Here is a 21,847-nt window from a genome sequence, read left to right as displayed (position 1 = left end):
CTACGGCGAGGGTAGGGCCTGCTCGGCCCAGATGGTCTTGCCCTCGTGGGTGTAACGGGTGCCCCAGCGCTGGGTGAGCTCGGCGACCATGTACAGGCCGCGGCCCCCTTCGTCGTAGACGCGGGCGCGGCGTAGGTGGGGGCTGGTGCTGCTGCCGTCGGAGACCTCGCAGACGAGTGTCTCGTTCTTGATCAGCGTGAGGCGAATGGGGCCGCTGCCGTACCGGATGGCGTTGGTGACCAGTTCGCTGACGATCAGTTCCGTGATGAAGGCGGCCTCGTCGAGGCCCCAGGAGGTCAGCCGGTCGGAGGCGCGTCGGCGGGTCTCGGCGACGGCCGCGGGATCGACCCGGACGTCCCAGGAGGCGACATGGTCGTCGTCGAGGATGCGGGTGCGCGCCAGCAACAGGGCGATGTCGTCGGCCTGCTGCTCGGGCCGCAACGCATCCAGCACGGTGTCGCACAGCGTTTCCAGCGAGTCGGCGGGCCGGGCGAGAGCGCCGCGGAGGGCCGCGAGACCTTCGTCGATGTCCTGGTCGCGGCCTGTGACGAGGCCGTCGGTGAACAGGACGAGCACACTGCCCTCGGGCAGGGTGAGCTCCGTCGCCTCGAACGGCAGACTGCCGAGACCCAGCGGGGGACCGGAGGGCAGCTCGACGACGGTTCCGGTGCCGTCCGGGTGGACCACCACCGGCGCGGGATGGCCCGCCCGGGACATCGCGCAGGTGCCGGAGAGCGGGTCGTAGACGGCGTACAGGCACGTGGCTCCGAGGTCCCCCGGGATCTCACCCGCGGGGTCCGTGGCTTGTTCGTCGTTGGCGTGGGTGACGATGTCGTCGAGGTGGGTGAGGAGCTCGTCGGGAGGCAGGTCGATGTCCGCGAGGGTCCGCACGGCGGTGCGGAGCCTGCCCATGGTGGCCGAGGCGTTGATGCCGTGGCCGACGACGTCGCCGACGACCAGGCCGATCCGTGCCCCGGGCAGGGAGATCACGTCGAACCAGTCGCCGCCGGCCTGGGTGGTGCCGCCCGCGGGCAGATAGCGGGCGGCGGTCTCGGCGGCCGGGTGTGCGGCCAGGCCGTGGGGGAGCAGGGCGCGCTGCAGGGCCAGGGCGATGCCGCGTTCGCGGGTGAACCGGCGGGAGTTGTCCAGGCAGATCGCCGCGCGTGCCACCAGGTCCTCGGTGACGGTGAGATCGTCGGGGCCGAAGGGGTCCCGGGTGGCACCGCAGCGGAGGAAAAGCGCCGCGCCGAGGGTGGTGCCACGGGCGCGGATGGGCACCGCGATCAGTGAGTGCGCGCCGCTCGCCCCGGCCTGTGCCGCCTGGGCGGGGTCGTCGGCGAACCAGCGGGCGATCTCGGGGTCGGTGATGTGGTGCAGTTGCGCCTGGCCGGTGGTGAGGCACCGGGTGAGGGGCGAGGAGACCGGATGCCGGGTGAGTTCGCCCGGGGCCGGTGCCTCCCAGACGACGGGAAACGCCGTCCGGAGCGCGGCCCGGCGCACCTGGACGGGCCCGGTGAGGACGGGAGCGGGCAGGTCACCCTGGGACACGGGGTCGAGCAGGTCGACCGCGGCGATGTCGGCGAACCGCGGCACGGCGACCTCGGTCAGCTCGCGGGCGGTCCCGGCCACGTTGAGGCTGGCTCCGATGCGGGTGCGGGCCTCGCTCAGCAGTGCCAGCCGCTCCCGGGAGTCGTACTGCTGGGAGTAGTCGGACGCGGCCACGCCGACACCCTGGGTCCGGCCGTCCGCGTCTTTGAGCGGGTAGATGTCCACGGCCCACGCGTGCGCTTTCGCCTCGCCGGGAGCCCTGACGTAGCGTTCGATGAACTGCGGACTGCCGCTCTCGAGCACCCGGAGGATGCGCTGCTCGAGTTCTGCGAACTCGACGGTCCGCAGTGTCTCGTGGAGAAGCTTCCCGCGAAGCTCGTCCTCGGCATGTCCGCTGGTATGGATCATCTGCTGGTTCATCCGCTGCAGTCGGGCCTGCCGGTCGTAAAGGGCGACGGGGGTCGGGCTCTGGTCGAACCCCCACCCCACCAGGGCGCCGTGACCCGACGGTTCTCCACCCCCCGCCGGGTGCTGTGCCGTCAGCAGAAACCCTGCTTCCCCGTCGGTGTCCAGCAGTGGCCACAGGCGTAGCCGGACGTCCAGCGGGCGTCCGTCGCGGTGCAGCACCGTGTCGTCGGCCGCGAGCAGAAGAGTCATCGGCCTGCCGACCATCTCCCTGGCGGTGTAGCCGAGCAGATCCTGCGCCTTGCTGCTCCAGGAGGTCACCAGGCCGTCCCGGTCGGTCACGGCGACGGGCTCGGACGGCGCCGGACCAGCGTCGGTCCACCGACGAGTGAGCCGGCCGACCACTTTGTCGAATCCGTCCATGGTGCCTTCCCCGGAGCCTCCTGCCACAGGGGCAGGCACCATCCACGATGGTCCCGGGGGAAACGGATGGCAAGACGAGTGGGGCGCAGCCGTGGCTCACCCGGCGGTGGCGCCGGTTCTGCTCTCCGAAATCGCAATCTGCGCTGGACGATCGTAAAGCAAGATGCTTTACGGTCGTATAGTGTGTGCGTGTTACAAGTAATTCGCCTCGCTCGCTTGAGCATGTCTTGAACATGTAAGGAAGGGAAAGCCCATGGCTGCGACACCGGCCAGTGCACGGCCCCATGCCGAGCTCGGGGGAGTGGCCCCCGGCGGCACTGCCCCGACGGCGCACCGGCAGATCATGCGAGTGCTCTCCGGGCTGCTGCTCGGCCAGTTCGCGGCCCTCCTGTCCTCCACCATCGTCTCGAGCGCGCTGCCCGAGATCATCAAGGACCTCGGCGGCGGGCAGAGCGCGTACACCTGGGTCGTGACCGCGGGCCTGCTGGCGATGACGGCCTCGACCCCCCTGTGGGGCAAGCTCGCCGACCTGGTCAGCAAGAAGGCGCTGGTCCAGACGGCTCTGAGTGTCTATATCGCCGGTTCGATCGCCGCCGGGCTGGCGCAGAGTTCCGGGATGCTGATCGGTGCCCGGGTCGTCCAGGGCCTGGGCGCCGGCGGCCTGGCTTCGCTGAGCCAGATCATCCTGGCCGCCATGGTTCCGCCCAGGGAACGCGGTCGCTATTCCGGCTCCCTCGGGGCCACGTTCGCCGTCGCGACCGTGGGCGGCCCGCTGATCGGCGGTGTCATCACCGACACGGCCTGGCTCGGCTGGCGCTGGTGCTTGTACGCCGGCATACCTCTGGCCGTTCTCTCCCTGGTGGTGCTTCAGCGAACGCTGCGGCTGCCGTACAGCAGGCGTGAGGTCAAGGTCGACTGGGGCGGTGCCTCCGTCATCACCACGGCTGTGTCGCTGCTCATGGTCTGGATGACCTTCGCCGGCGAGAAGTACGACTGGCTGTCCGCGCAGACCTGTGTCATGGTCGGCGGCGCGCTCGTGCTCGCGGCGCTCTTCGTGCTCGTCGAGGCGAGGGCAGTCGAACCGATCATGCCGCTGCATCTCTTCCGTAACCGCACCATCACGCTGGCCTCGGTGGCCTCACTCTTCGTCGGTGTCGCGATGTTCTCGGGCACCGTCTTCTTCAGTCAGTACTTCCAACTGGCGCGCGACAAGTCCCCCACCGTGTCGGGCGTGATGACGATCCCCATGGTCGCGGGCCTGTTCCTTGCGTCGAGCGGGTCCGGGCGGCTCATCACCAGGACCGGGAAGTGGAAGGCCTGGCTGGTCGTGGGTGGTGCGCTGCTGACGGCCGGACTCGGGTTGCTGGGGACCATCCGGTACGACACCGCGTACTGGCGAGTCTCGATCTTCATGGCGCTGCTCGGCCTCGGTATCGGCATGTTGATGCAGAACCTGGTCCTGTCCACCCAGAACCAGGTCGCCACAGAGGAACTCGGTGCCACCAGCTCGACTGTCACTTTCTTCCGCTCGCTCGGTGGTGCGGTGGGCGTCGCGGCGCTCGGCTCGGTGATGTCGAGTCGCACCGCCCACCATGCCGGGGACACCCTCGGCACACTTGGCGGGGCGGACCGGGTGGCGGCGGTGGAGGCCACGAGCACCGGCGAGCTGCCCGACATGGATCTGCTGCCTGCGCCAGCGCGCACCTGGATGGAGAGCGCGTACGGGCACGGGATCGCTGACGTCTTCCTGTACGTCGCGCCGCTCGCCTTCATGGCCTTCCTGGCCACGTTGTTCATCAAGGAGGCGCCGTTGCGGAAGGTGGCGGTCATCGCCAAGGCGGCTCCCGTCCGCGTGGTGCGCGGCCGCTCCTGAGGCCTTCCTGCGGGTGAGTCCCGAGGTCGGTCTGAGCCTTACGGTCGTAAGGTAAGTCACTGTACGACCGTAAGGCGTTTGACTTTACGGTCGTACAGTTCTGGGTGTACCTTTCAACTGTCTGATCGGCCAGCAGGTGACCAGCTTCTGGTCATGAAATCCCCTGGTCGAAACGGGTCGGTAGTTCCCCAGCCAGTGAAAAGAGGCGACATCGTGGTGTCGACAGCGAGCAACGTCAGGCTTCCCGAGCGAGTCATCAACTTCGAAGAGGCCCGGGCAAAGCACGGTTCCAGGGCCGAGTTCATGCTGGACATGCTCCAGGTGGGCGACCCTCTGGCCGACGCGGTGATCCTGGAGATCAACGAGCTCGGCAAGGAGGCCAAGCGGCAACTGAACCAGGGCATCGTCCACGGGCTCGACAGCCTGGACAACCCGCCGCCGGCGATCACCGCGTTCCTGACGCAGATCGAGACCATGCCGGAGTGGATCGACCACGAAACCGTGGCCGCGGGCGACGTACCGGATCTCTCGCTTCCCCCGGTGTGGAAGGCGCTGGCCTCGTCCGGGCTCTCGCTGGCCCATGTGTACGCCTCGCCCAGCATCGCCAAGCTGCTCGTCCAGACGGGGCAGCTCACCACCATGGCTGAGCGGCGACTGGTCGAGACCGGGATGTGGAAGAACCAGGCCGTGCTGCCCGGCGCCCTGCTGCGTGGCGCGCCCGGCTACGTGGGTACGGTCCAGGTGCGGCTGCTGCACGCACGGGTGCGTCACACGGCGATGAAGCACGGCTGGGACAGCGCCGAGTGGGGCGTCCCCATCAACCAGACCGACGTCGCGCGCACCTGGTTCGGCTTCACCATCGTGCCGTTCCTGTACTCCCGCGCCTTTGGCATGGTCTTCAGCGAGCAGGAGCAGGCCCAGCACTACCGGTTCTGGTCCTACCTCGCGCACGTGCTCGGCCTGGACGAGCGGTTCCACCTCCACATCCGCAGCGACGTCGCGGCGGAGGAGCTGCTGGATCTGCTGGACTCCACCGTCCGTGAACCCGACGACAACGCCCGTGCGCTGACCGAGGCGATGCTCGAATCCAACGCGACGACCATGTCCGCCGGGCCCCTTGCCATGCTGGACCGGGAGACCGTGCGCGATCTCTTCAACGGTCTGCTCCGCCACGTCCACGGCGACCGGTTCGCCGACGGCCTGCACCTTCCTCACTCGCGGAACGCCGCGCTGCTGCCTCTGCTCGGTGCCGTAAGCGCGCAGTCCTGGCAACTGCAACACCGCACGCCCGAGACCACTGCGGTGGCTCGGGAGGAGTTCACCGCCGTCATCACATCGGTCGTCGCCGAGAGCATGCCGGACCACACCGCCTACCAGGCGCACATCTCGCCGGAAGCCCACGCGGCCTGACCCGGGCCCATCACTCCCTCCCTCAGGAGCAGCCATGACGCACCACTACAACTCCCTGTTCATCGACGGCCAATGGGTCGCGCCCCACTCCACCGACGTCAACACGGTCATCAACGCCACCACCGAGGAGGCCATGGGCCGCACGCCCATCGGTGACGCCGCGGACGTCGACGCCGCCGTCGCCGCCGCGCGCCGCGCCTTCGACGACGGTCGCTGGTCCGACCTGACGCCGGCCGAACGGGCCGACGCCCTGGAGCGGTTCGCCGAGGAGCTGGAGAAGCGCTCCAGCCTCATCGCGGAGACCGTCACCGCCGAGAACGGCATGCCGATCACTCTCTCCGCCGGGGCGAACGGACTGGCCGGCGCGAGCCTGCTGCGCTACAACGCCGGGCTGATCCGCACCCTCCCGCTGGAAGAGGTACGGCCGGGCTTCCTGCCCGGCGAGATCCTGGTCCGGCGCGAGCCTCTGGGTGTGGTGGCCGCCCTGGTGCCGTGGAACTACCCGCAGGCCCTGGCCATGATGAAGGTCGCGCCCGCGCTGGCGGCCGGCTGCACCGTCGTGCTCAAGCCGGCGCTGGAGACCGCTCTGGACGCCAACATCATGGCCGAGGCCGCCGCCGAGGCCGGACTGCCGCCCGGCGTGTTCAACGTCGTGCCCGGCGGAGTGGAGGCGGGCGAGGCCCTGGTGGCCCACCCCGGCGTCGACAAGGTCTCCTTCACCGGCTCCACCGCCACCGGACGCATCATCGGCTCGGTCGCCGGACGGCTGCTGCGCCCCGTCACCCTCGAACTCGGCGGCAAGTCCGCGGCCGTCATCCTCGAAGACGCCGACATCGACACGGCCGTCGCCGACCTGGCCCGGGTGTCGTTCCCCAACAACGGGCAGACCTGCACTGCCAACACCCGCGTCCTCGCCCCCGCCCACCGCTACACCGAGGTTCTCGACGCGATCACCGAGATGGCCCGGTCCATGACCGTCGGCGACCCGCTCGACCCGGGGACCGCCATCGGTCCCGTCGTCTCCGCCCGGCAGCGGGAGCGGATCGAGGGCTACATCACCACCGGTCGCGGCGAGGGCGCCCGGCTGACGACGGGTGGCGGTCGTCCGACCGGCCTGGACCGGGGCTGGTTCCTCGAGCCCACCGTCTTCGGTGACGTCAGCAACGACATGGTCATCGCCCGCGAGGAGGTCTTCGGTCCCGTCATCGCCGTGATCCCCTTCCAGGACGAGGACGAGGCGGTCGCGCTCGCCAACGACTCCGAGTACGGCCTCGCGGGCAGCGTGTGGACCGCCGACACCGAGCGCGGTACGGCACTGGCCCGGCGCATCCGCACCGGCACGGTCGGTATCAACGGCTACCGCATGGACAACGCCGCCCCGTTCGGCGGCTACAAGGCCAGCGGTCTCGGCCGCGAGAACGGCGTCGAGGGCCTGCTGGCGTACTTCCAGGTGAAGTCCGTCCTCCTGCCGACGGCCTAGTGCCTGACTCCCTCTCGCCCGGGCCGGGGATCATGAAAACCTATGCTGGACGACCGTCCAGTGAGCCCCGGTACGAGGGGGTCGACGTAACGAGGAGGAGCCATGTCGGAGGCAAAGGACCAGGAGCAGACGCGGGAGCGGATGCTGCGTCGAGCCCTCGAACTGTTCACGGAGCTCGGCTACGAGGGCGCGTCGATCGGAATGATCGCTTCTGGCATGGGGCTGACGAAGGCGGCGGTCACCTACCACTTCCGTACCAAGGAGGACCTCCTCAACGCGGTGGTGGAGCCCGCCTTCACCGACCTGAACGCGTACTTCGAGAAGTGGGGGCCCGGCCCGCTCAAGCCCGCGCGGCGACGCGCGGCGATCGCGGACTACGTGGCCCTCCTGGTCAAGCACCGCGCTCTCCTCGCGTTCCTGGCCAAGGAAGGCGACCGTCGGGACCCCGAGCCCGTGATGCGCCAGTGGCCACGGGTCGGGGAGCAGTTCGCCCAGCTCATCTGCGGCAACGAGGAAGACCTCAGCGAGCGGCTCTACCTCGCCGCCGCCATCCGGGGCCTTGCCATCGCACCGGTCGGTTTCCCCGAGGTCGGCGACGACGAGCTACGCGAGCACCTGCAGGTGGCCGCCGAGCGCATGCTGGCCCGCCCGCGCCGCCGAACGGCCTGAGCGGCCGGGCGCAGGGCGGGAGCCGACGACTCGGCGGCCAGGAACGCCGTCGAGTCAGAACTCCCTTCTCCGGCACCGAGGTTGCGCACCCGCGCAGCCGTCGGCCGTGATCTCCCGTTGCTCCACGGGACATCGCGTGCTGCCCGGATCCGCCCCGCCCACCCCACCGCTCCGGCCTGGAGGCCTGTTTCCCATGACTCAGACGACAACCGAACGGCCGTCCCGACGGCACGCACGCAGAACGAGCGGACCGTTGATCCCGGTGCTCGCCTTCACCGGGGTCTTCGCCTCGATGATGCAGACCCTGCTGGTCCCGGTCATCAAGGACCTGCCGCATTTGCTGAACACCACGTCCAGCAACGCCAGTTGGGTCCTGACCGCGACGCTGCTCTCCGGAGCCGTAGCCACCCCGATCATGGGCCGTCTCGGCGACCTCTACGGCAAGCGGCGCATGCTCGTCGCCAGCCTGGCCCTCATGGTGGTCGGCGCCCTGATCAGCGCGGTCACCAGCGACCTGACCGTCATGATCGCGGGCCGTACCCTCCAGGGCTTCGCCATGGGCGTGATCCCGCTCGGTATCGGCCTGATGCGCGATCTGCTGCCCCGCGAGCAACTCGGCTCGGCGATGGCCGTGATGAGCTCCTCCATAGGCGTCGGCGGCAGCCTCGTGATGCCCGCCGCCGCCGTGGTCGCCCAACACGCCGACTGGCACACCCTGTTCTACGGCGCGGCCGGCCTCGGCACTGTCTCGATCGGCCTCGTCCTGCTCGCCGTACCCGAGTCCCCGGTCCGGGCCGAGGGCTCCTTCGACCTGCCTGGCGCGCTCGGGCTCTCCCTCGGCCTCCTGCTCTTCCTGCTCCCGATCACCAAGGGCGGCGACTGGGGCTGGACGTCGGGCACCACCCTCGGCTTGTTCGCCGGGTCGGTCGTGGTCCTCGTCCTGTGGGGTGTGCTCGAACTGCGCCGCGAGGCCCCGCTGGTGGACCTGCGGACGACCGCACGCCGTCAGGTGCTGCTCACCAACCTCGGCTCGATCATGGTCGGCGTCGCCTTCTACGTGCAGACGCTCGTCCTGCCCCAGTTGCTTCAGCTGCCCACCGCGACCGGCTACGGACTGGGCCAGTCCATGGTCGTCGCGGGCCTGTGCATGGCCCCGATGGGCGTGATGATGATGTTCATGACCCCCGTCTACGCCCGGGTGTCGGCCAAGTACGGCCCGACGGCCACCCTCGTGCTGGGCCTGCTGGTCATCGCGATCGGCTACGGCGCCGGGACCGGTCTGATGAGCGCCGTCTGGCAGACGCTCGTCATCTCGACGGTTCTCGGCGCTGGGATCGGCCTCGCCTACGCCTCCCTGCCCGCGCTGATCACCGGCGCGGTCGACCCCTCGGAGACGGGTGCGGCCAACGGCCTCAACACCCTCATGCGGTCCATCGGCACGTCACTGTCCAGCGCCGTCATCGGCACGGTCCTGGCCAACACCGCGGACACAGCGGGTGGTGTGGAGATTCCGACCATGCACGGCTTCCGCCTCTCGTTCCTGATCGCCACCGCCGCCATGGCCGTCGGACTGGTCCTGGCCCTCTTTCTGCCACGGCAGCGCCCCATGTCCCGGGCCCACGGCGGCTGACCGTTCCCCGATCCGTGGCGTGGTCGCTCAAGCGGGTTGCGTCGCGGCTCGCGTGAGACTGGCCTCGATCCGGCCCAGCACCGCGAGAACCTCGGCCTGCTCCTCGGGGGGCAGATCGGAGACGACGCTCGCCTCGAGCTCGAGCCACGCGCTCTCCACCTCGCGCCGGAGGGCGTTGCCGGCGGCCGTGGGTTCGACGATGGTGGCCCGCTTGTCGGTCGGGGAGGGCTGGCGGCGTACGAAGCCCGCGTGCTCAAGACGCTGAATGGTGCGGGTCATGGTGGCGGCGTCCGAGCCGAGGAGACGGACGAGGTCCGTCTGCCGCTGGGGACCGCGCTCCCACAGCTGCATCATGACAAGCTCCTGGCTGGGGTGCAGGCCGACGCGGCGCAGTAGCTGCCCGGCGAGCATGTGGTGCACTCGGGCCACACGGAAGATCGCGTGACTGAGCCGCCCGGCCGCGACGGAGGGCGGCAGCGGCAACGGGCCGTCCGCCGACGCCTTGCCGTGTGCTGTGATCGAGCCGCTGGCGTCCGTGTTCTCCGGCTGGGCCATGTCGTCCTCGCTGCGCGTGCCGAACCTGCTTGAACAGAAAGACGCTACCCGGCCTTGGCCGACAGGGCGGATCGCAGGTGCGGGGGGACGCCGGTGGACGATTTACTTGGGGGGTACACCGACTCCCCGACCCTCGGGTGGGCTTATGACGACGTGAGCGTGCCCCCTGCCGACCGGCCGGCAGGGGGCACACGTACAGGCGCTGCGTATTTTGTTGTTCGAACAATTGATGAGCCGTCGAACCGGGATCAGAGGATGTAGTTCTCGCCGGTCGCGCGCACGGTGATCTCGCTGATCGACACGCCGAGCGGCTGGTTGATCGCGTACACGACGTTCTCGGCCAGTTCACGCGGGTCGATCGTCCAGTACGCGGTGTTGCCGGGATCCGTCATCTCGGGCGGCAAAGTGCCCGCGACGTACTTCTGGTAGTTCTCGAAGAACCGCGGTGTGTTCTGACCACCGATGCCTGTGATCGCCTGCGGGTTGATCATGGTGGAGCCGATTCCCGTCCCCACGACACCGGTGGGCCTGACCACGGTGACCTTGATCTTCCCCTGGGCCTCGACCCGCAGGGACTCCGACATCACGTTCACAGCGGCCTTGGTGGCGCCGTAGACACCCGCGCCCAGAACGGGGAAGTTCCCGTAGATGGAGGAGATGTTGACGACGTGGCCGTGGCCCTGCGTCATCATCCGGTCGTAGACCGCGGTGATGCCGTTCAGCACGCCCTTGAGGTTGATGTCGATGCAGCGGTCCCACGCCGTGTACGCCTCCACGTGGTCGGAGAAGAACGCCAGAGGCATCGTGCCGGCATTGTTGATCATGACATCGACCGAGCCGTGGGTGTCTGCGGCGGTCCGGACGAGTCGCTCGACGTCAGCACGCTGTGTCACGTCGGTCGGTACGCCGATGAAAGAGCCGGTACCGGCCGCCGTCTCCTCCTCGAAGACCTTGAGCGCCTCGGCGTCGATATCGCCTCCGACCACCTTGGCGCCCATCCCGATGAGCGCTTCCGCGGTCAGCCGACCGAAGCCGCCTCCGGCTCCGGTGACGACGACGACCTTTCCCTCGATGTAGTTGGCCATGGTGGCGAGAGCCTTTCCTGTGTCAGACGATGTTGATCGCCGAGAGAACATCCGCGACGTACTTGCTGCCCCCGTCGATCTCCGTCGACTTCTGCCACGGTTCACGGGTCGTGCCCCACAGGAGGAAGTCGGTGGTGGAGCTGCGCACCGTGTACCGCGCCGAGCCGCCGTCCCGACGCACCGCGACCTGCTGAGTGCCGGTCTCCGCTCGCGCCAGGACGAACTCGAGCGCCCCCGGGCCGTCCAGGACGATCCGCACCGGCTCCGTCAGCACCGGGAAGAGTGCACCGCCGCACATCTTCGGCAGGCCGGACAGCATCCACTCAAGAGCCGGAGCCACCCGCTCCTCGTCGAGGGGAACACCGGCTCCGCCGACGGGGCCCCTCGGCATGAGGACGTCCGCCGACAGATGCACGAGGTGGTCGAAGGCCATGGCATCGCTCAGCTCGGACATCCGGTACGTGCCGAGTTCCGCCATCCGCATCGGCGCGTTCGCCAGCCCCGGGCCCTGGAGCGCCTCCAGTGCGGCGAGGCCGGCGCCGGACTGTGCTTCGTAGTAGTCGAGCACCTGAGCGGGGGTCCAATGCCGGCGCTCGTCCACGGTGAGGTCGTTCATCCGCTCCGCCTTGCCCGAGGGGTTCTCAGGCAGCTGCATGGACGGATCCGCGACCATGTTGAAGAAGACGGCCATGTGACAGAAGACGTCCTGGACCCGCCAGCCCTCGGCCGCGCTCTGTGCCTGCCATTCCTCCGGCTTCAGGCTCCGGGCGATACGGAGCGCGTCCGCCACGAGGAGTCTGCTCGCAGTGACTCCGGCGTCAGACATTCGCCTCAACTCCCTTGCTTTCCAGCTTTTTTCGAACCCAGCTGAGGTCGGTCTTGCCGCTTGCCAGCCGCTGGATCTCCGGAACGAAGACGACCACCCGTGGCTTTTTGAAACTGCTCAGTCGGGCCGCGACGAATTGCGTGAGCTCGGCCGGGTCAGCGTGCTGGTCGGCGGGTACGACGACGGCGCCCACCACGGAGCCGAAGCGCTCGTGGGGCAGGCCGGCCACCGTGACGTCGCGGACGGACGGGTGCCGGCGCAGCGCGTCCTCCACCTCGTCGGGGTAGACCTTCTCGCCGCCGGTGTTGATCACGGAGCTCCCGCGGCCGAGCAGGGTGACCGTGCCGTCGGTGTCGACCGTGGCCAGGTCGCCGGGCGCCACATAGCGCTGTCCGTCGACATCGCGGTAGGTCGTGGCGGTACGGGCCGGATCTCCGAGGTAGTGAGCGCCGGCCGCCGTCGGTGCGGCGAGCACGCCCGCCTCGCCGGATCCCGGTGTGACGTCCGTGCCGTCGTCCCGCAGCAGCCGGGCGCCGGGCACCAGGGCGAACGGAGTGTCGTCGGCGGGCGGCCGGGTCCGGGAGGTGACGGACAGCGCGAACGGCCCGCCCTCCGTAGCGGCGATCATGTCGGTGAGCTCCGCGTCGGCGTGCGCGAGCAGGCGTCGCTTGGTACGCGGCGTCCACACCGTGCCGCTGCTCTGGACCCGGCGCAGGCTGCCGACGTCGTAGGGAGTGCCGCCCTGCCGCGCCTCGTCGAGGACGTCGACGAGCGGCAGCAGCATCGCCTCCCCGACCACGTGCATGTCGGTCACCCGGCGCGCCCCGATGACCCGCGCGATCTCGGTCACGTCGAAGGAGCGGGACTCGGTGAGGACGACGGTCGCGCCGATCGTCATGCCGATCAGCGCGCAGTACAGCCCGGTGCCGTGCATGAGCGGGGCGACGGCGAAGTACACCGGCTCGATGCCGTTCTCGCGCTGGTAGGCGACGACCTGGTGGACCGGCGGGTCCGGCTCGCCCGGCCAGCCGATGTGGCCGAGCCCGATGCCGTAGTTCACACCGAGGCGCTCGCGCTGGCTGCCGACGACCGCCTTGGGCATGCCCGTCGTACCGCCGGTGTAGAGCAGCCACTCATCGAGGCCGGCCGGGCTCCCTGACGGCGGCCCGGCGTCGGCCGACGTCGAGGCCAGGTCGAAGCCGCCGCGCTCGGTGTCCACGGCGATGCGCGGGCCGGACCAGACCTCGTCGACGACGTCGCCCAGTTCGGCCGCGTGAATCACCCCCGCGGCCTGGCAGTCGCGCAGCACGTAGGCCAACTCGGTAGCCCGGTAGCGGTAGTTCACGTTCACCGGCACAGCGTCCAGGGTGAACAGTGCGAACAGGGCGACGAGATACTCGGGGCGGTTGCGGCAGTAGAGCGCGACGCGTGAGCCCGCGCCGATGCCGAGCCGGTCCAGATCGGCCGCCAGCCGAGCCGCGTCCGCCGCGAACTCCCGCCACCGCACGACGCGTTCGCCCTGGATGATCGCGGGGCGATCGGCGCAGGCGTCGGCGACGGCCAGCAGATGGCGCCCGACGGCCCCGCTCGGGTTCGCCCCGGGCACCGGCCCGCTCACGAGGAACCCGCTGTCCCCGCCACCCGGTCCAGTCCGAAGAAACGGATGGCGTTGTCCTTGAGGATGCCGGGCTTGACCTCGTCGCGGATGCCCGTCTTCTCCAGGTCCGCGATCCACCGGTCGGGGGTGATCATCGGGAAGTCGCTGCCGAAGAGCATGCGGTCCTTGAGCAGCGTGTTCGCGTACTGGACAAGGATCGGCGGGAAGTACTTCGGCGACCATCCCGACAGGTCGATGTAGACCTGCGCCTTGTGCGTCGCGACCGCCAGCGCCTCCTCCTGCCAGGGGAAGGAGGGGTGCGCGATGACCATCGGCAGGTCGGGGAAGTCGGCCGCGACGTCATCGAGGTGGATCGGGTTGGAGTACTTCAGCCGGATTCCGCCGCCGCCCTTGGTCCCGGCGCCGGTGCCGGCCTGCCCGGAGTGGAACAGCGCCGGGATGCCGTGCGACTGGAGCAACTCGTACAGCGGGTAGGCGATCCGGTCGTTCGGGAAGAAGCCCTGCGTGTTCGGGTGGAACTTGAAGCCCCGTACGCCGTACTCGGTGATGAGCTTCTCGGCCAGGGCCAGTCCGGCCTCACGCCGGGCGGGGTGCACGCTCGCGAACGGGATCACGGCGTCGGAGTGGTCGACGGCGAGCTCGGCGATCTCCTCGTTGGAGATCGTCATGTCGTCGCCGTCCGGGCCGAGGTCGACCGGGAAGGTGACCGCCGCCATGTTGCGGGCGCGGTAGTAGGCGGCGAGAGCGGGCAGGGTGCCGTCGCCCAGGTCGTTCTTGCCGAAGTAGCCCGCCATGCTCTCGGCGACCTCGTCCTTGGCGCCGCTGACCGAGGCCGTGATGTGGGTGTGTACGTCGATCGCGACGAGCGAGTCGAGATCGATCCGCGGAACGTAACCGGTCATGCCGACACCTTCTCCTTCTCGGTGACCGACGCCGCGGCACCCGACAGGTCGGGCGGCGGGGCGCCCTCGTACGACTGAACATGCGGGCGCAGCAGCGAGTTCGCCTGCTCGGCGATGTCCTGCGCGCTCCAGCCACCTTCCTTCGAGGCGACGACGACCTCGGTCGGGTGGCACCAGACCGACAGCCGGTCCCCGCCCGCGCCGATGGCCTGCCCGGTGATGTCGGCGGCAAGGTCGGAGGCGAGGAAGACCACCAGGCCGGCCACGTCGTCCGGGGAGCCGAGCCCGGCTCGCCGGGCCACCGGCGGGACCGGCTCGCCCGCGTCCACTGCCGTCACCAGTTCACCGAGGCCGGGGATGGTGGCGACCATCCGGGTCAGCGCGGTGGGGATGACGGCATTGACGGTGACGCCCATTCGGCCGCATTCGGCGGCGAGGGTGCGGACCATGCCCACGATGCCGGCCTTCGCCGCCGAGTACGGGGTCTGCCCGAAGCTGGCGTACTGGCCGGCGGGCGAGCCGATCAGGATCAGACGTCCGCCGGTGCCCTGCTCACGGAACCGGGCCACCGCCGCCCGGGCACAGGTGAACGTGCCCCGCAGGTGGGTCTCCAGGACCAGGTCGAAGTCCTCGTCCGACAGCTTGGTCAGCGTGCGGTCCCGCAACACCCCGGCATTGGGGACCATCACGTCGAGCCTGCCGTAGACGCCGACCGCGGTGCGCACCAGCTTGTCGGCGACCTCCGCCGAGCCGACCGCCGCGACCAGGCCGGTGACTGTGCCGCCTGCCGCCTCGATGATCTCCACGGTCTCGTCGAGTGCCTCGGCGTCGAGGTCGTTGACCACCACCGAGGCACCGGCGGCGGCCAGTGCCACGGCGTACGCGCGCCCCAGGCCGCGGCCGGCGCCGGTGACGACCGCCACCTTGCCTTCCAACATCATGCGAATTCCCTTTCCTCAGCACCGCGCCTCGGACTCGCCGTGACGCGGGCTCCTGCGCTTTTCACTCTGCGATCGGACATACGGCCTGGTCGACGGGGTCGTCGGCGATTCCGCTCCACAGAATGGGCCGCCGTTTCGTCAGTAGCCGCCGTCGACCTGGGTGGTCCGGCCGGTGATGTACCGGGCGTCGTCGGAGACCAGGAAGGCCACCGTGGCCGCGATCTCCTCCGGCTCGGCGAGCCGTCCCAGGGCGATGTGGGACTTGAAGTACACCTCCGAGGTGATGTCCAGCGCGGGATGCCGGTACTTCCCGCGGGCCGAGACGGCCATGTCCGTGCGGGTGCCGCCGGGAGCGATGGCGTTGATGGTGATGCCACGCGGGCCGAGCTCCAGGGCGAGGTTGAGCACCATGGCCTCCACCGCCGCCTTGCTGGCCGCGTAGAGGGTGTGGTGCATCACCGCCTTGTGGGCGCTCACCGACGAGGTGAGCACGATCCGGCCGCCCTCGGAGAGATGCCGTGCGGCGGCCTGGGCCGCGAACAGCTGTCCCCGGGTGTTGGTGGCGAAGACCCGGTCGAAGTCCTCGGGGGTCAGCTCGTCGAGGGAGCCGAAGTGTTCGATACCGGCGTTGCTGACCAGGATGTCCAGCCCGCCGAGCTCGTCGGCCGCCCGGTCGATCACCTCACGCGACTGGGCGGGGTCGCTGACGTCGCCCTGGATGGCGAGGACATCGGCACCGGCCTCGGTCAGATCGGCGACGAGGGACTCCGCCGCCTCACGGTCCGACCGGTAGTTGACCGCTACGGCCACGCCTTCGGCGGCCAGGCGCGTCACGACGGCTCTGCCGATGCCACGGCCGCCGCCGGTGACGATGGCCCGCTTTCCCTTGAGTCCTTGCATGGCAATCCTTCCGCTGTACTGGGTGAACTGCAGTGATGGGGTTCGACGGGCCCAGCCGGAACCGGCGGCGCGTCCGCACCCGCGCCGGGGTCCGGCCGGGCCCGTCAGGTAGGGCACGTGCCGATCAGCACACGCACCGAGGGCTGTGGATCAGCTTGTGGGCCGGTTCTGGAGCGCGCGGTACATCGCCTCGACGGGCTCGCCGAGCAGGCGACGGACCCGGCGGGAGAGCTCGTCGGTCAACACCTCGTAGGCGTCGGCTTCGACGCCCTCCAGGGTGAGCTTGGCAACGTCCTCGGGTGCGATCAGGTTGCGCGCTGTGTCCGAGGCCATGTCCGTGGCGATCGCGCCGCAGTGCACGGCGACCACGTTCGTGTGCTGTGCGAGCAGTTCCAGGCGCAGCGCGTTGGTCACGGACCACAACGCCGACTTGGCGGCCGCGTAACCGCCGCTGTCCGGGGTGACGAACCACGACAGCGAGGACAGGACGGTGACCAGACTGCCCCCGCCGTTGCGGCCCAGCACGGGCGCGAAGGCCCGGCTGACCGCCAGGGTGCCGAACACATTGGTCTCGAACTCCCGGCGGATCTCGGCCTCGTCGCCCAGGATCGGTGTGAAGGTGTTGATGCCGGCGTTGTTCACGAGCAGCGTGACGTCGCCGGCCTGCGTCGCCGCGGACGTGACCGACGCGGGGTCGGACAGGTCCAGGTGAAGGGGGACGACCCGGTCGTCGCCGTGGTCGTCGATCTCCTCCGGCCGGCGGCTCGCCGCGTAGACCTTCGCGGCCCCGGCGGCGAGCAGTTCGTCGACGAAGGTCCTGCCCAGTCCTCGGTTGGCGCCGGTGACCAGCGCGACCGAACCCGTAATGTGCATGTCTGGCCTCAGAGGTAGTAGCGGCTGACGGACGTGACCACGCAAGCCGGCTTGCTGTTGTTCTCGATCTCGATCACCACGGCCATCACGACCTGGATGCCGCCGGGCACCTCGGTGACCGATTCGATGCGCCCGGTGCCCCGCACCCGGGAGCCGACGGGCACCGGAGCGGGGAAGCGCACGCGATCGGTGCCGTAGTTCACGACCATGCCGAAGCCGTCGAACCGCACGATCTGCGGTGTGAGGACGGGCAGCAGCGACAGCGTCAGGAAGCCGTGCGCGATGGGCTTGCCGAAAGGGCCGGCAGCGGCGCGTACCGGGTCGAGGTGGATCCACTGGTGGTCACCGGTGGCGTCGGCGAACGCGGCGATCCGCTCGGCGGTCACCTCCAGCCAGTCGCTGGGCCGCAGATCCACGCCGATCAGGCTACGTGCCTCGTCCGCGCTGCGGATGGTGGTCACGGTGCTGGTCATGCCTGAGGGCACCTTTCTAATCCAGGAGGAAGACCGACTTGAGCTCGAAGTAGGCGTGCAGCCCCTCCGGCCCGAGTTCGCGCCCGATGCCGCTGGACTTGACGCCGCCGAAGGGCGCGCCGAAGTCGAGCATGCTGTTGTTGATCCCGACGACGCCTGTCTCGACCCGGCGCGCCACGTCCAGGCCCCGCTCGGGGTCGCCGGTCCAGACGGTGCCACCGAGCCCGTAGTCGGAGTCGTTGGCGATGGCCACGGCCTCGTCCTCGTCGCCGTAGGGGATGACGACCAGCACGGGACCGAAGATCTCCTCACGGGCGATCTTCGTGTCGTTGCCGGTGCCGAAGACGGTCGGCTGCACGAACCAGCCCTTGTCCCGCTCCGGGCGGCCGCCGCCGGTCACGAGCGTCGCGCCGTCGGACCTGCCCGCCGCGATGTACGACTCCACGCGCTGCCGCTGCCGGTCGCTGACCAGCGGGCCGACGTTCGTGTCCGGGTCGGTGGGGTCGCCGATGACGAGGTTCGACGCGAACGCGGCAACTGCCTGAAGCACCTCGTCGTGCCGGGACCGGGGGGCGAGGATGCGGGTGGACGCGAAGCAGGTCTGACCGGTGTTGAGCAGCCCCGCCATGGCGATGCCCGCGACCGAGTCGCTCAGGTCGGCATCGTCGAGGACGATCGCCGCCGACTTGCCGCCGAGTTCCAGGGTCACCGGCCGCAGCAGGCGCCCCGCCACCTCGCCGATCTCACGCCCCGCGGCGCTGGAACCTGTGAAGGCGATCTTGTTCACCCCGGGGTGGGCGACCAGGTGCCGGCCGATGTCGACGCCACCCGTGACGACGTTGAGGACGCCGGCCGGCAGTCCGGCACGTTCCGCCGTGGCCGCCAGTTCGAGTGCGTCGAGCGTCGTCTCGGGGGAGGGCTTGAGCACCACGGTGCATCCCGCGGCCAGTGCCGGAGCCACCTTGAACATGGTCAGCGACTGCGGGAAGTTCCACGGCACGATCGCCGCGACGACGCCGACGGGCTGCCGCCGCACCACGGTCGTGCCTCCGCCACCGAACCGCGGCCGGTGCTCCTCCAGGGGCGTGGCCCGGGCGAGTCCGGCGTAGTACCGCAGAAGATAGATCGGACCCTGGCCCTCGTAGCCCTCGGCCAGGCCGATCGGCATGCCGTTCTGCGCCGTGGTCAGCGCGGCACGTTCGGAGGCGTTCTTCTCCATCTCGTCGGCGAACCGCTCCAGGAGCACCGCTCGCTCATCGGGGCTGATCGCGCCCCACTCCGGGGAGCGCAACGCGCGCTGTGCGGCGGCGACCGCGTCGTCCACGTCGGAGCGGTCGGCCAGCGGCGCGCTGGTGAACTGCTCCTCGGTCACCGGGGAGACGACCGGGATCGTCCCACCACCCGACGGCTTGCGCCATTGGCCGTCGACATACAGGGAGTCGTACTCGCGCATCGTTGCGCTCCTTTCGGTCACGACCGCCGTGGCTCTTCGAGGTTGGAGTGGAACTCCTTGGGCATCACGGCGCACCACACGGCAGGCGGCACGTCGTAGCTGCGCGGCTCCCAGTCCTCGGCGATCTTGTCGATGTCGCTGAAGTACTCGACCCAGCTGCCCCACGGGTCACGGATGTAGGTGAACAGGTTGGAACCCAGGGTGTGTCGGCCCAGGCCCCAGGCCTCGTGGTGCCCGCGCTGGGCCATGGTCTGGGCACCCAGCGCGATCTCGTCGATGTTGGCGACCTCCCAGCTGGTGTGGTGCAGGCCGGGATGGGTGCTCTGGATGAAGCCGAAGATGTGGTGGTCTCCGGGGGCGGAGTGCATGAACGTCGCCCGGCCGGGGATCTTGTCCGACAGTTTCATGCCGAGGGTGCGGGCGTAGAACTGCTCCGACTTCTCGTTGTCGCTGGAGAAGACGAGCAGGTGGCCCATGCGGCGTGGCTTGGTGACGCCGCCCATGTACTGCTGCCAGGCGGCCCGGTCCACGCGCGGGGTGGCGTCGCCGAAGTTGTAGCTCTGCTCGCCGAACGACCGCCACGCGGCCAGCGGCTCCTCGCGCAGGTTGATGTGGTTGCCGTCCAGGTCACGGAACCACAGGCCGCCGTCATGGCCGCCCGCCGGGGCGTCCAGCAGCTTCAGCCCTTGGCCCTCCAGGTGTCGGGCCCACTCCTGCGCGGACCCGCTCTCGATGCCGAAGGCCACATGCCCGAGGGCTTTGGTGGGGCCCTCGCTGAGCACGGCCTGGTCCTGCTCCCGGCCGTCGCAGCGGACGACCAGCCGGCTGTCGCGCTCCTGGGTGTCGAGGCCGAAATCGGCGTAGAACTTCTCGCCCCGGGAAAGATCCGGGACCTGCAGTCCGAAATGCAGCAGGCCCGTCACTCGCAGTGTCATTTGGCAGCTCCCGCGTGGCTCGCATTGTTTTCGCCGGCTTCGTCGCGCACCATCTGCCGCGTCGTTTCGAGCGTGGTGCGGACGGCGTCCTCGTATTCGGCCTCCACCTTGGCGAAGTACGCGTGCTCTTCCGCGCCGCCCGGTTCGAGGTCGGTCCGCTCGAGGTTGAATGTGAACCGAAGAACAAGTTCCCCGGCGGAATCCTCGTGGATCTCGTTGGTGATGTAGCCCTTGGTGTTGCCGCCGACTCGCTCGAAGTGCACCTTCTCCTCGGGCGTGAACGTGATGTGCTCACGGTGCGGCTCGTCGCGGATGACGATGTCCCGCGTGAACTCGAGTTCGCCGTCCTCGATGACGACGCAGGTCTGCATACGCCGGACGAACAGAGTGGCATTACGGGCTTTCATTTCCAGGCCACGCCAGAGCTGCGATCGATTGAGGACCGTATCGCCGGGCGCGTTGACCGGGAATTCGCGGGAAATGGAGACCATGAGGATCCTCCGTGGAACTGTGAAAAGGTGATTTATCGATCGGCGCCGGCGGTGAGTCGGCGGTATTGCTGGAGCAGCTTTTCCATCTCGTCCGGGCTGATCACGTCCGAGATGTCGTCGAAGGCCCGGTCCCCGGTGCGCTCGTAGACCTCGCGCAGGATCGCGTCCGGCGGCGTGGCGCGGTTGGCCAGGACGACCGCGGAGGTCGCCGGCCGGCGTTCCGCCTCGTAGTTCGCCAGCGCGCGTTCGATGCCGGCGGTGGCAAGGTGCTCGCGCAGCGCGCGGGCGTCGAGGATGGCCTGGGCGGCACCGTTCGAGCCCCGCGGCACCATCGGATGGGCCGCGTCGCCCAGCAGCGTCACCCGGCCCTCGCCCCAGAACGGCAGCGGGTCCTGGTCGACCATGGGGTACTCGAGGACCGACTCCGCCTGCGCGAGCAGCGCGGGCACGTCCAGCCAGTCGAACTTCCAGTCGGCGAACGCGAGGGAGAAGTCCGTCAGGTCGCCGGGGGTGTTCCAGGCGCGTGCCTTGTGCGCCGGTGTCTCCAGTTCCGCGACCCAGTTGATCAGCTGGTTGCCCTGACCGTCGACGTCGTCTCGGATCGGGTAGATCACCAGCTTGCCGGTGGTGAGCCAACCCGCCCTGACCATCGCCGCGCCGCCGAGGAACGGTGGGGCCACGGTGACTCCGCGCCACATGTTGACTCCGCTGTAGCGCGGTGCGCCTTCGTTCGGGTGGAGCTGCTTGCGGATCGCGGAGTGGATGCCGTCGCAGCCCACAAGCGCGTTCGCCCGCACGGGAGGCAGCTGCCGACCGTCCGCGGTGGCCTGGACGAGCGCGGCCACACCGTCACGGTCCTGATGGAAGCCGACGCACTGCACGCCGGTGCGGATGGCGTCCGGACCCAAGCGGTCACGGACGGCCCGCAGGAGCACCGTGTGCAGATCGCCGCGGTGTATCGACAGCTGCGGGTACGCGTGCGTGGCCCCGGTTCCGAGCGTCTCACGATGGATCTGCTGGCCGAAACGGTTGAAGTAGTAGCCGTCGCGGGTGGTCACCGCCACGGCGCTGAGCGCGGGGAGCAGGCCCAGTTCGGCGAGCACCTGCGTCGCGTGCGGCATCACGTTGATGCCGACCCCGACCGCTCCCAGTTCTTCCGCGACCTCCAGGACCTGCACTGTGCGCCCGGCCGCGTGGAGCTCGAGCGCGAGCGTGAGCCCGCCGATGCCCGCGCCGACGATCAGGACGTCTGCGCGGCTGCCGTCTTCGTCTTGGATCATTGCCTACCCAGCCGCCTTACATTGTGGATCTGGACATCACGATGTGAGAAAGCTAGGTTGGCGATAGATGACGCGTC

General features: G+C 69.5%; 17 protein-coding genes and 2 pseudogenes. 5 read left to right on the top strand and 14 right to left on the bottom strand.

What is annotated here, in order from left to right:
- Positions 1-2,376 (bottom strand): SpoIIE family protein phosphatase, encoded by a 2,376-nt coding sequence (locus ACIRF9_RS38885; protein WP_403832378.1) that lies wholly within the window; start codon positions 2,374-2,376, stop codon positions 1-3.
- Between the two features lie 253 nt (positions 2,377-2,629).
- Here ACIRF9_RS38885 and ACIRF9_RS38880 point away from each other — a divergent pair.
- From ACIRF9_RS38880 to ACIRF9_RS38860, 5 genes and pseudogenes are all read left to right on the top strand, one after another.
- Positions 2,630-4,219 (top strand): annotated as a pseudogene (locus tag ACIRF9_RS38880) (MDR family MFS transporter); the annotation flags it as partial.
- 243 nt (positions 4,220-4,462) lie between these two features.
- Positions 4,463-5,659 carry an oxygenase MpaB family protein gene (locus ACIRF9_RS38875; RefSeq protein ID WP_403832376.1) on the top strand — a complete coding sequence of 399 codons (1,197 nt, stop codon included), beginning with the start codon at positions 4,463-4,465 and terminating at the stop codon, positions 5,657-5,659.
- 34 nt (positions 5,660-5,693) lie between these two features.
- Positions 5,694-7,139 (top strand): aldehyde dehydrogenase, encoded by a 1,446-nt coding sequence (locus ACIRF9_RS38870; RefSeq protein WP_403832374.1) that lies wholly within the window; start codon positions 5,694-5,696, stop codon positions 7,137-7,139.
- Positions 7,140-7,241: 102 nt separating this feature from the next.
- Positions 7,242-7,808 (top strand): TetR/AcrR family transcriptional regulator, encoded by a 567-nt coding sequence (locus tag ACIRF9_RS38865; protein WP_403832372.1) that lies wholly within the window; start codon positions 7,242-7,244, stop codon positions 7,806-7,808.
- Positions 7,809-8,001: 193 nt separating this feature from the next.
- A pseudogene (locus ACIRF9_RS38860) lies at positions 8,002-9,414 on the top strand (MFS transporter); the annotation flags it as partial.
- Between the two features lie 51 nt (positions 9,415-9,465).
- Here ACIRF9_RS38860 and ACIRF9_RS38855 read toward each other — a convergent pair.
- The 13 genes from ACIRF9_RS38855 to ACIRF9_RS38795 all read right to left on the bottom strand — a co-directional run bounded on the left by ACIRF9_RS38855 (position 9,466) and on the right by ACIRF9_RS38795 (position 21,770).
- A complete protein-coding gene (locus ACIRF9_RS38855) occupies positions 9,466-9,993 on the bottom strand; it encodes a MarR family winged helix-turn-helix transcriptional regulator (protein WP_403832370.1) in 528 nt (175 codons plus the stop codon).
- Positions 9,994-10,241: 248 nt separating this feature from the next.
- On the bottom strand, positions 10,242-11,078 hold the full coding sequence (locus tag ACIRF9_RS38850; RefSeq protein ID WP_403832368.1) for an SDR family oxidoreductase: 837 nt from the start codon (positions 11,076-11,078) through the stop codon (positions 10,242-10,244).
- Between the two features lie 22 nt (positions 11,079-11,100).
- Complete coding sequence (locus ACIRF9_RS38845; protein ID WP_403832366.1) at positions 11,101-11,904, bottom strand: maleylpyruvate isomerase N-terminal domain-containing protein; 804 nt, start codon at positions 11,902-11,904, stop codon at positions 11,101-11,103.
- Positions 11,897-13,522 carry an AMP-binding protein gene (locus ACIRF9_RS38840; protein WP_403832363.1) on the bottom strand — a complete coding sequence of 542 codons (1,626 nt, stop codon included), beginning with the start codon at positions 13,520-13,522 and terminating at the stop codon, positions 11,897-11,899. Before ACIRF9_RS38840 ends, ACIRF9_RS38845 begins: the two co-directional genes overlap by 8 nt.
- Complete coding sequence (locus ACIRF9_RS38835) at positions 13,519-14,424, bottom strand: amidohydrolase family protein (protein ID WP_403832361.1); 906 nt, start codon at positions 14,422-14,424, stop codon at positions 13,519-13,521. The genes ACIRF9_RS38840 and ACIRF9_RS38835 overlap by 4 nt, the downstream gene beginning before the upstream one ends.
- Positions 14,421-15,365 (bottom strand): SDR family NAD(P)-dependent oxidoreductase, encoded by a 945-nt coding sequence (locus ACIRF9_RS38830; protein ID WP_403832359.1) that lies wholly within the window; start codon positions 15,363-15,365, stop codon positions 14,421-14,423. The genes ACIRF9_RS38835 and ACIRF9_RS38830 overlap by 4 nt, the downstream gene beginning before the upstream one ends.
- A gap of 138 nt (positions 15,366-15,503) precedes the next feature.
- Positions 15,504-16,265: an SDR family NAD(P)-dependent oxidoreductase gene (locus tag ACIRF9_RS38825; protein ID WP_403832357.1), complete on the bottom strand. Its 762-nt coding sequence runs from the start codon at positions 16,263-16,265 to the stop codon at positions 15,504-15,506.
- A gap of 150 nt (positions 16,266-16,415) precedes the next feature.
- On the bottom strand, positions 16,416-17,138 hold the full coding sequence (locus ACIRF9_RS38820; RefSeq protein ID WP_403832355.1) for an SDR family oxidoreductase: 723 nt from the start codon (positions 17,136-17,138) through the stop codon (positions 16,416-16,418).
- An 8-nt stretch (positions 17,139-17,146) separates the two neighbouring features.
- Positions 17,147-17,611, bottom strand: coding sequence for a MaoC family dehydratase (locus tag ACIRF9_RS38815; protein WP_403832353.1), 465 nt, complete (start codon positions 17,609-17,611; stop codon positions 17,147-17,149).
- Between the two features lie 16 nt (positions 17,612-17,627).
- Positions 17,628-19,064 (bottom strand): aldehyde dehydrogenase, encoded by a 1,437-nt coding sequence (locus tag ACIRF9_RS38810; RefSeq protein ID WP_403832351.1) that lies wholly within the window; start codon positions 19,062-19,064, stop codon positions 17,628-17,630.
- A 17-nt stretch (positions 19,065-19,081) separates the two neighbouring features.
- The gene (locus ACIRF9_RS38805; protein WP_403832349.1) at positions 19,082-19,999 is read right to left on the bottom strand and encodes a VOC family protein; all 918 of its coding nucleotides are present in this window, start codon (positions 19,997-19,999) and stop codon (positions 19,082-19,084) included.
- Positions 19,996-20,490 (bottom strand): SRPBCC family protein, encoded by a 495-nt coding sequence (locus tag ACIRF9_RS38800; RefSeq protein ID WP_403832347.1) that lies wholly within the window; start codon positions 20,488-20,490, stop codon positions 19,996-19,998. The genes ACIRF9_RS38805 and ACIRF9_RS38800 overlap by 4 nt, the downstream gene beginning before the upstream one ends.
- Positions 20,491-20,522: 32 nt before the next feature.
- Positions 20,523-21,770 carry a flavin-dependent oxidoreductase gene (locus ACIRF9_RS38795; RefSeq protein WP_403832345.1) on the bottom strand — a complete coding sequence of 416 codons (1,248 nt, stop codon included), beginning with the start codon at positions 21,768-21,770 and terminating at the stop codon, positions 20,523-20,525.
- Positions 21,771-21,847 lie beyond the last annotated feature (77 nt).

This window comes from Streptomyces sp. NPDC096132, from assembly GCF_044763345.1.
Lineage (GTDB): Bacteria > Actinomycetota > Actinomycetes > Streptomycetales > Streptomycetaceae > Streptomyces.
The sequence above is the reverse complement of the archived record's forward strand: the minus strand, read 5'-3'. Positions and strand labels throughout refer to the sequence as shown.

Excerpts from the sequence above, each read along its gene's own strand:
- ACIRF9_RS38885 (WP_403832378.1), bottom strand. The coding sequence starts at position 2,376 with ATGGACGGATTCGACAAAGTGGTCGGCCGGCTCACTCGTCGGTGGACC.
- ACIRF9_RS38870 (WP_403832374.1), top strand. The coding sequence starts at position 5,694 with ATGACGCACCACTACAACTCCCTGTTCATCGACGGCCAATGGGTCGCG.
- ACIRF9_RS38865 (WP_403832372.1), top strand. The coding sequence starts at position 7,242 with ATGTCGGAGGCAAAGGACCAGGAGCAGACGCGGGAGCGGATGCTGCGT.
- ACIRF9_RS38855 (WP_403832370.1), bottom strand. The coding sequence starts at position 9,993 with ATGGCCCAGCCGGAGAACACGGACGCCAGCGGCTCGATCACAGCACAC.
- ACIRF9_RS38850 (WP_403832368.1), bottom strand. The coding sequence starts at position 11,078 with ATGGCCAACTACATCGAGGGAAAGGTCGTCGTCGTCACCGGAGCCGGA.
- ACIRF9_RS38845 (WP_403832366.1), bottom strand. The coding sequence starts at position 11,904 with ATGTCTGACGCCGGAGTCACTGCGAGCAGACTCCTCGTGGCGGACGCG.
- ACIRF9_RS38835 (WP_403832361.1), bottom strand. The coding sequence starts at position 14,424 with ATGACCGGTTACGTTCCGCGGATCGATCTCGACTCGCTCGTCGCGATC.
- ACIRF9_RS38830 (WP_403832359.1), bottom strand. The coding sequence starts at position 15,365 with ATGATGTTGGAAGGCAAGGTGGCGGTCGTCACCGGCGCCGGCCGCGGC.
- ACIRF9_RS38825 (WP_403832357.1), bottom strand. The coding sequence starts at position 16,265 with ATGCAAGGACTCAAGGGAAAGCGGGCCATCGTCACCGGCGGCGGCCGT.
- ACIRF9_RS38820 (WP_403832355.1), bottom strand. The coding sequence starts at position 17,138 with ATGCACATTACGGGTTCGGTCGCGCTGGTCACCGGCGCCAACCGAGGA.
- ACIRF9_RS38815 (WP_403832353.1), bottom strand. The coding sequence starts at position 17,611 with ATGACCAGCACCGTGACCACCATCCGCAGCGCGGACGAGGCACGTAGC.
- ACIRF9_RS38810 (WP_403832351.1), bottom strand. The coding sequence starts at position 19,064 with ATGCGCGAGTACGACTCCCTGTATGTCGACGGCCAATGGCGCAAGCCG.
- ACIRF9_RS38805 (WP_403832349.1), bottom strand. The coding sequence starts at position 19,999 with ATGACACTGCGAGTGACGGGCCTGCTGCATTTCGGACTGCAGGTCCCG.
- ACIRF9_RS38800 (WP_403832347.1), bottom strand. The coding sequence starts at position 20,490 with ATGGTCTCCATTTCCCGCGAATTCCCGGTCAACGCGCCCGGCGATACG.
- ACIRF9_RS38795 (WP_403832345.1), bottom strand. The coding sequence starts at position 21,770 with ATGATCCAAGACGAAGACGGCAGCCGCGCAGACGTCCTGATCGTCGGC.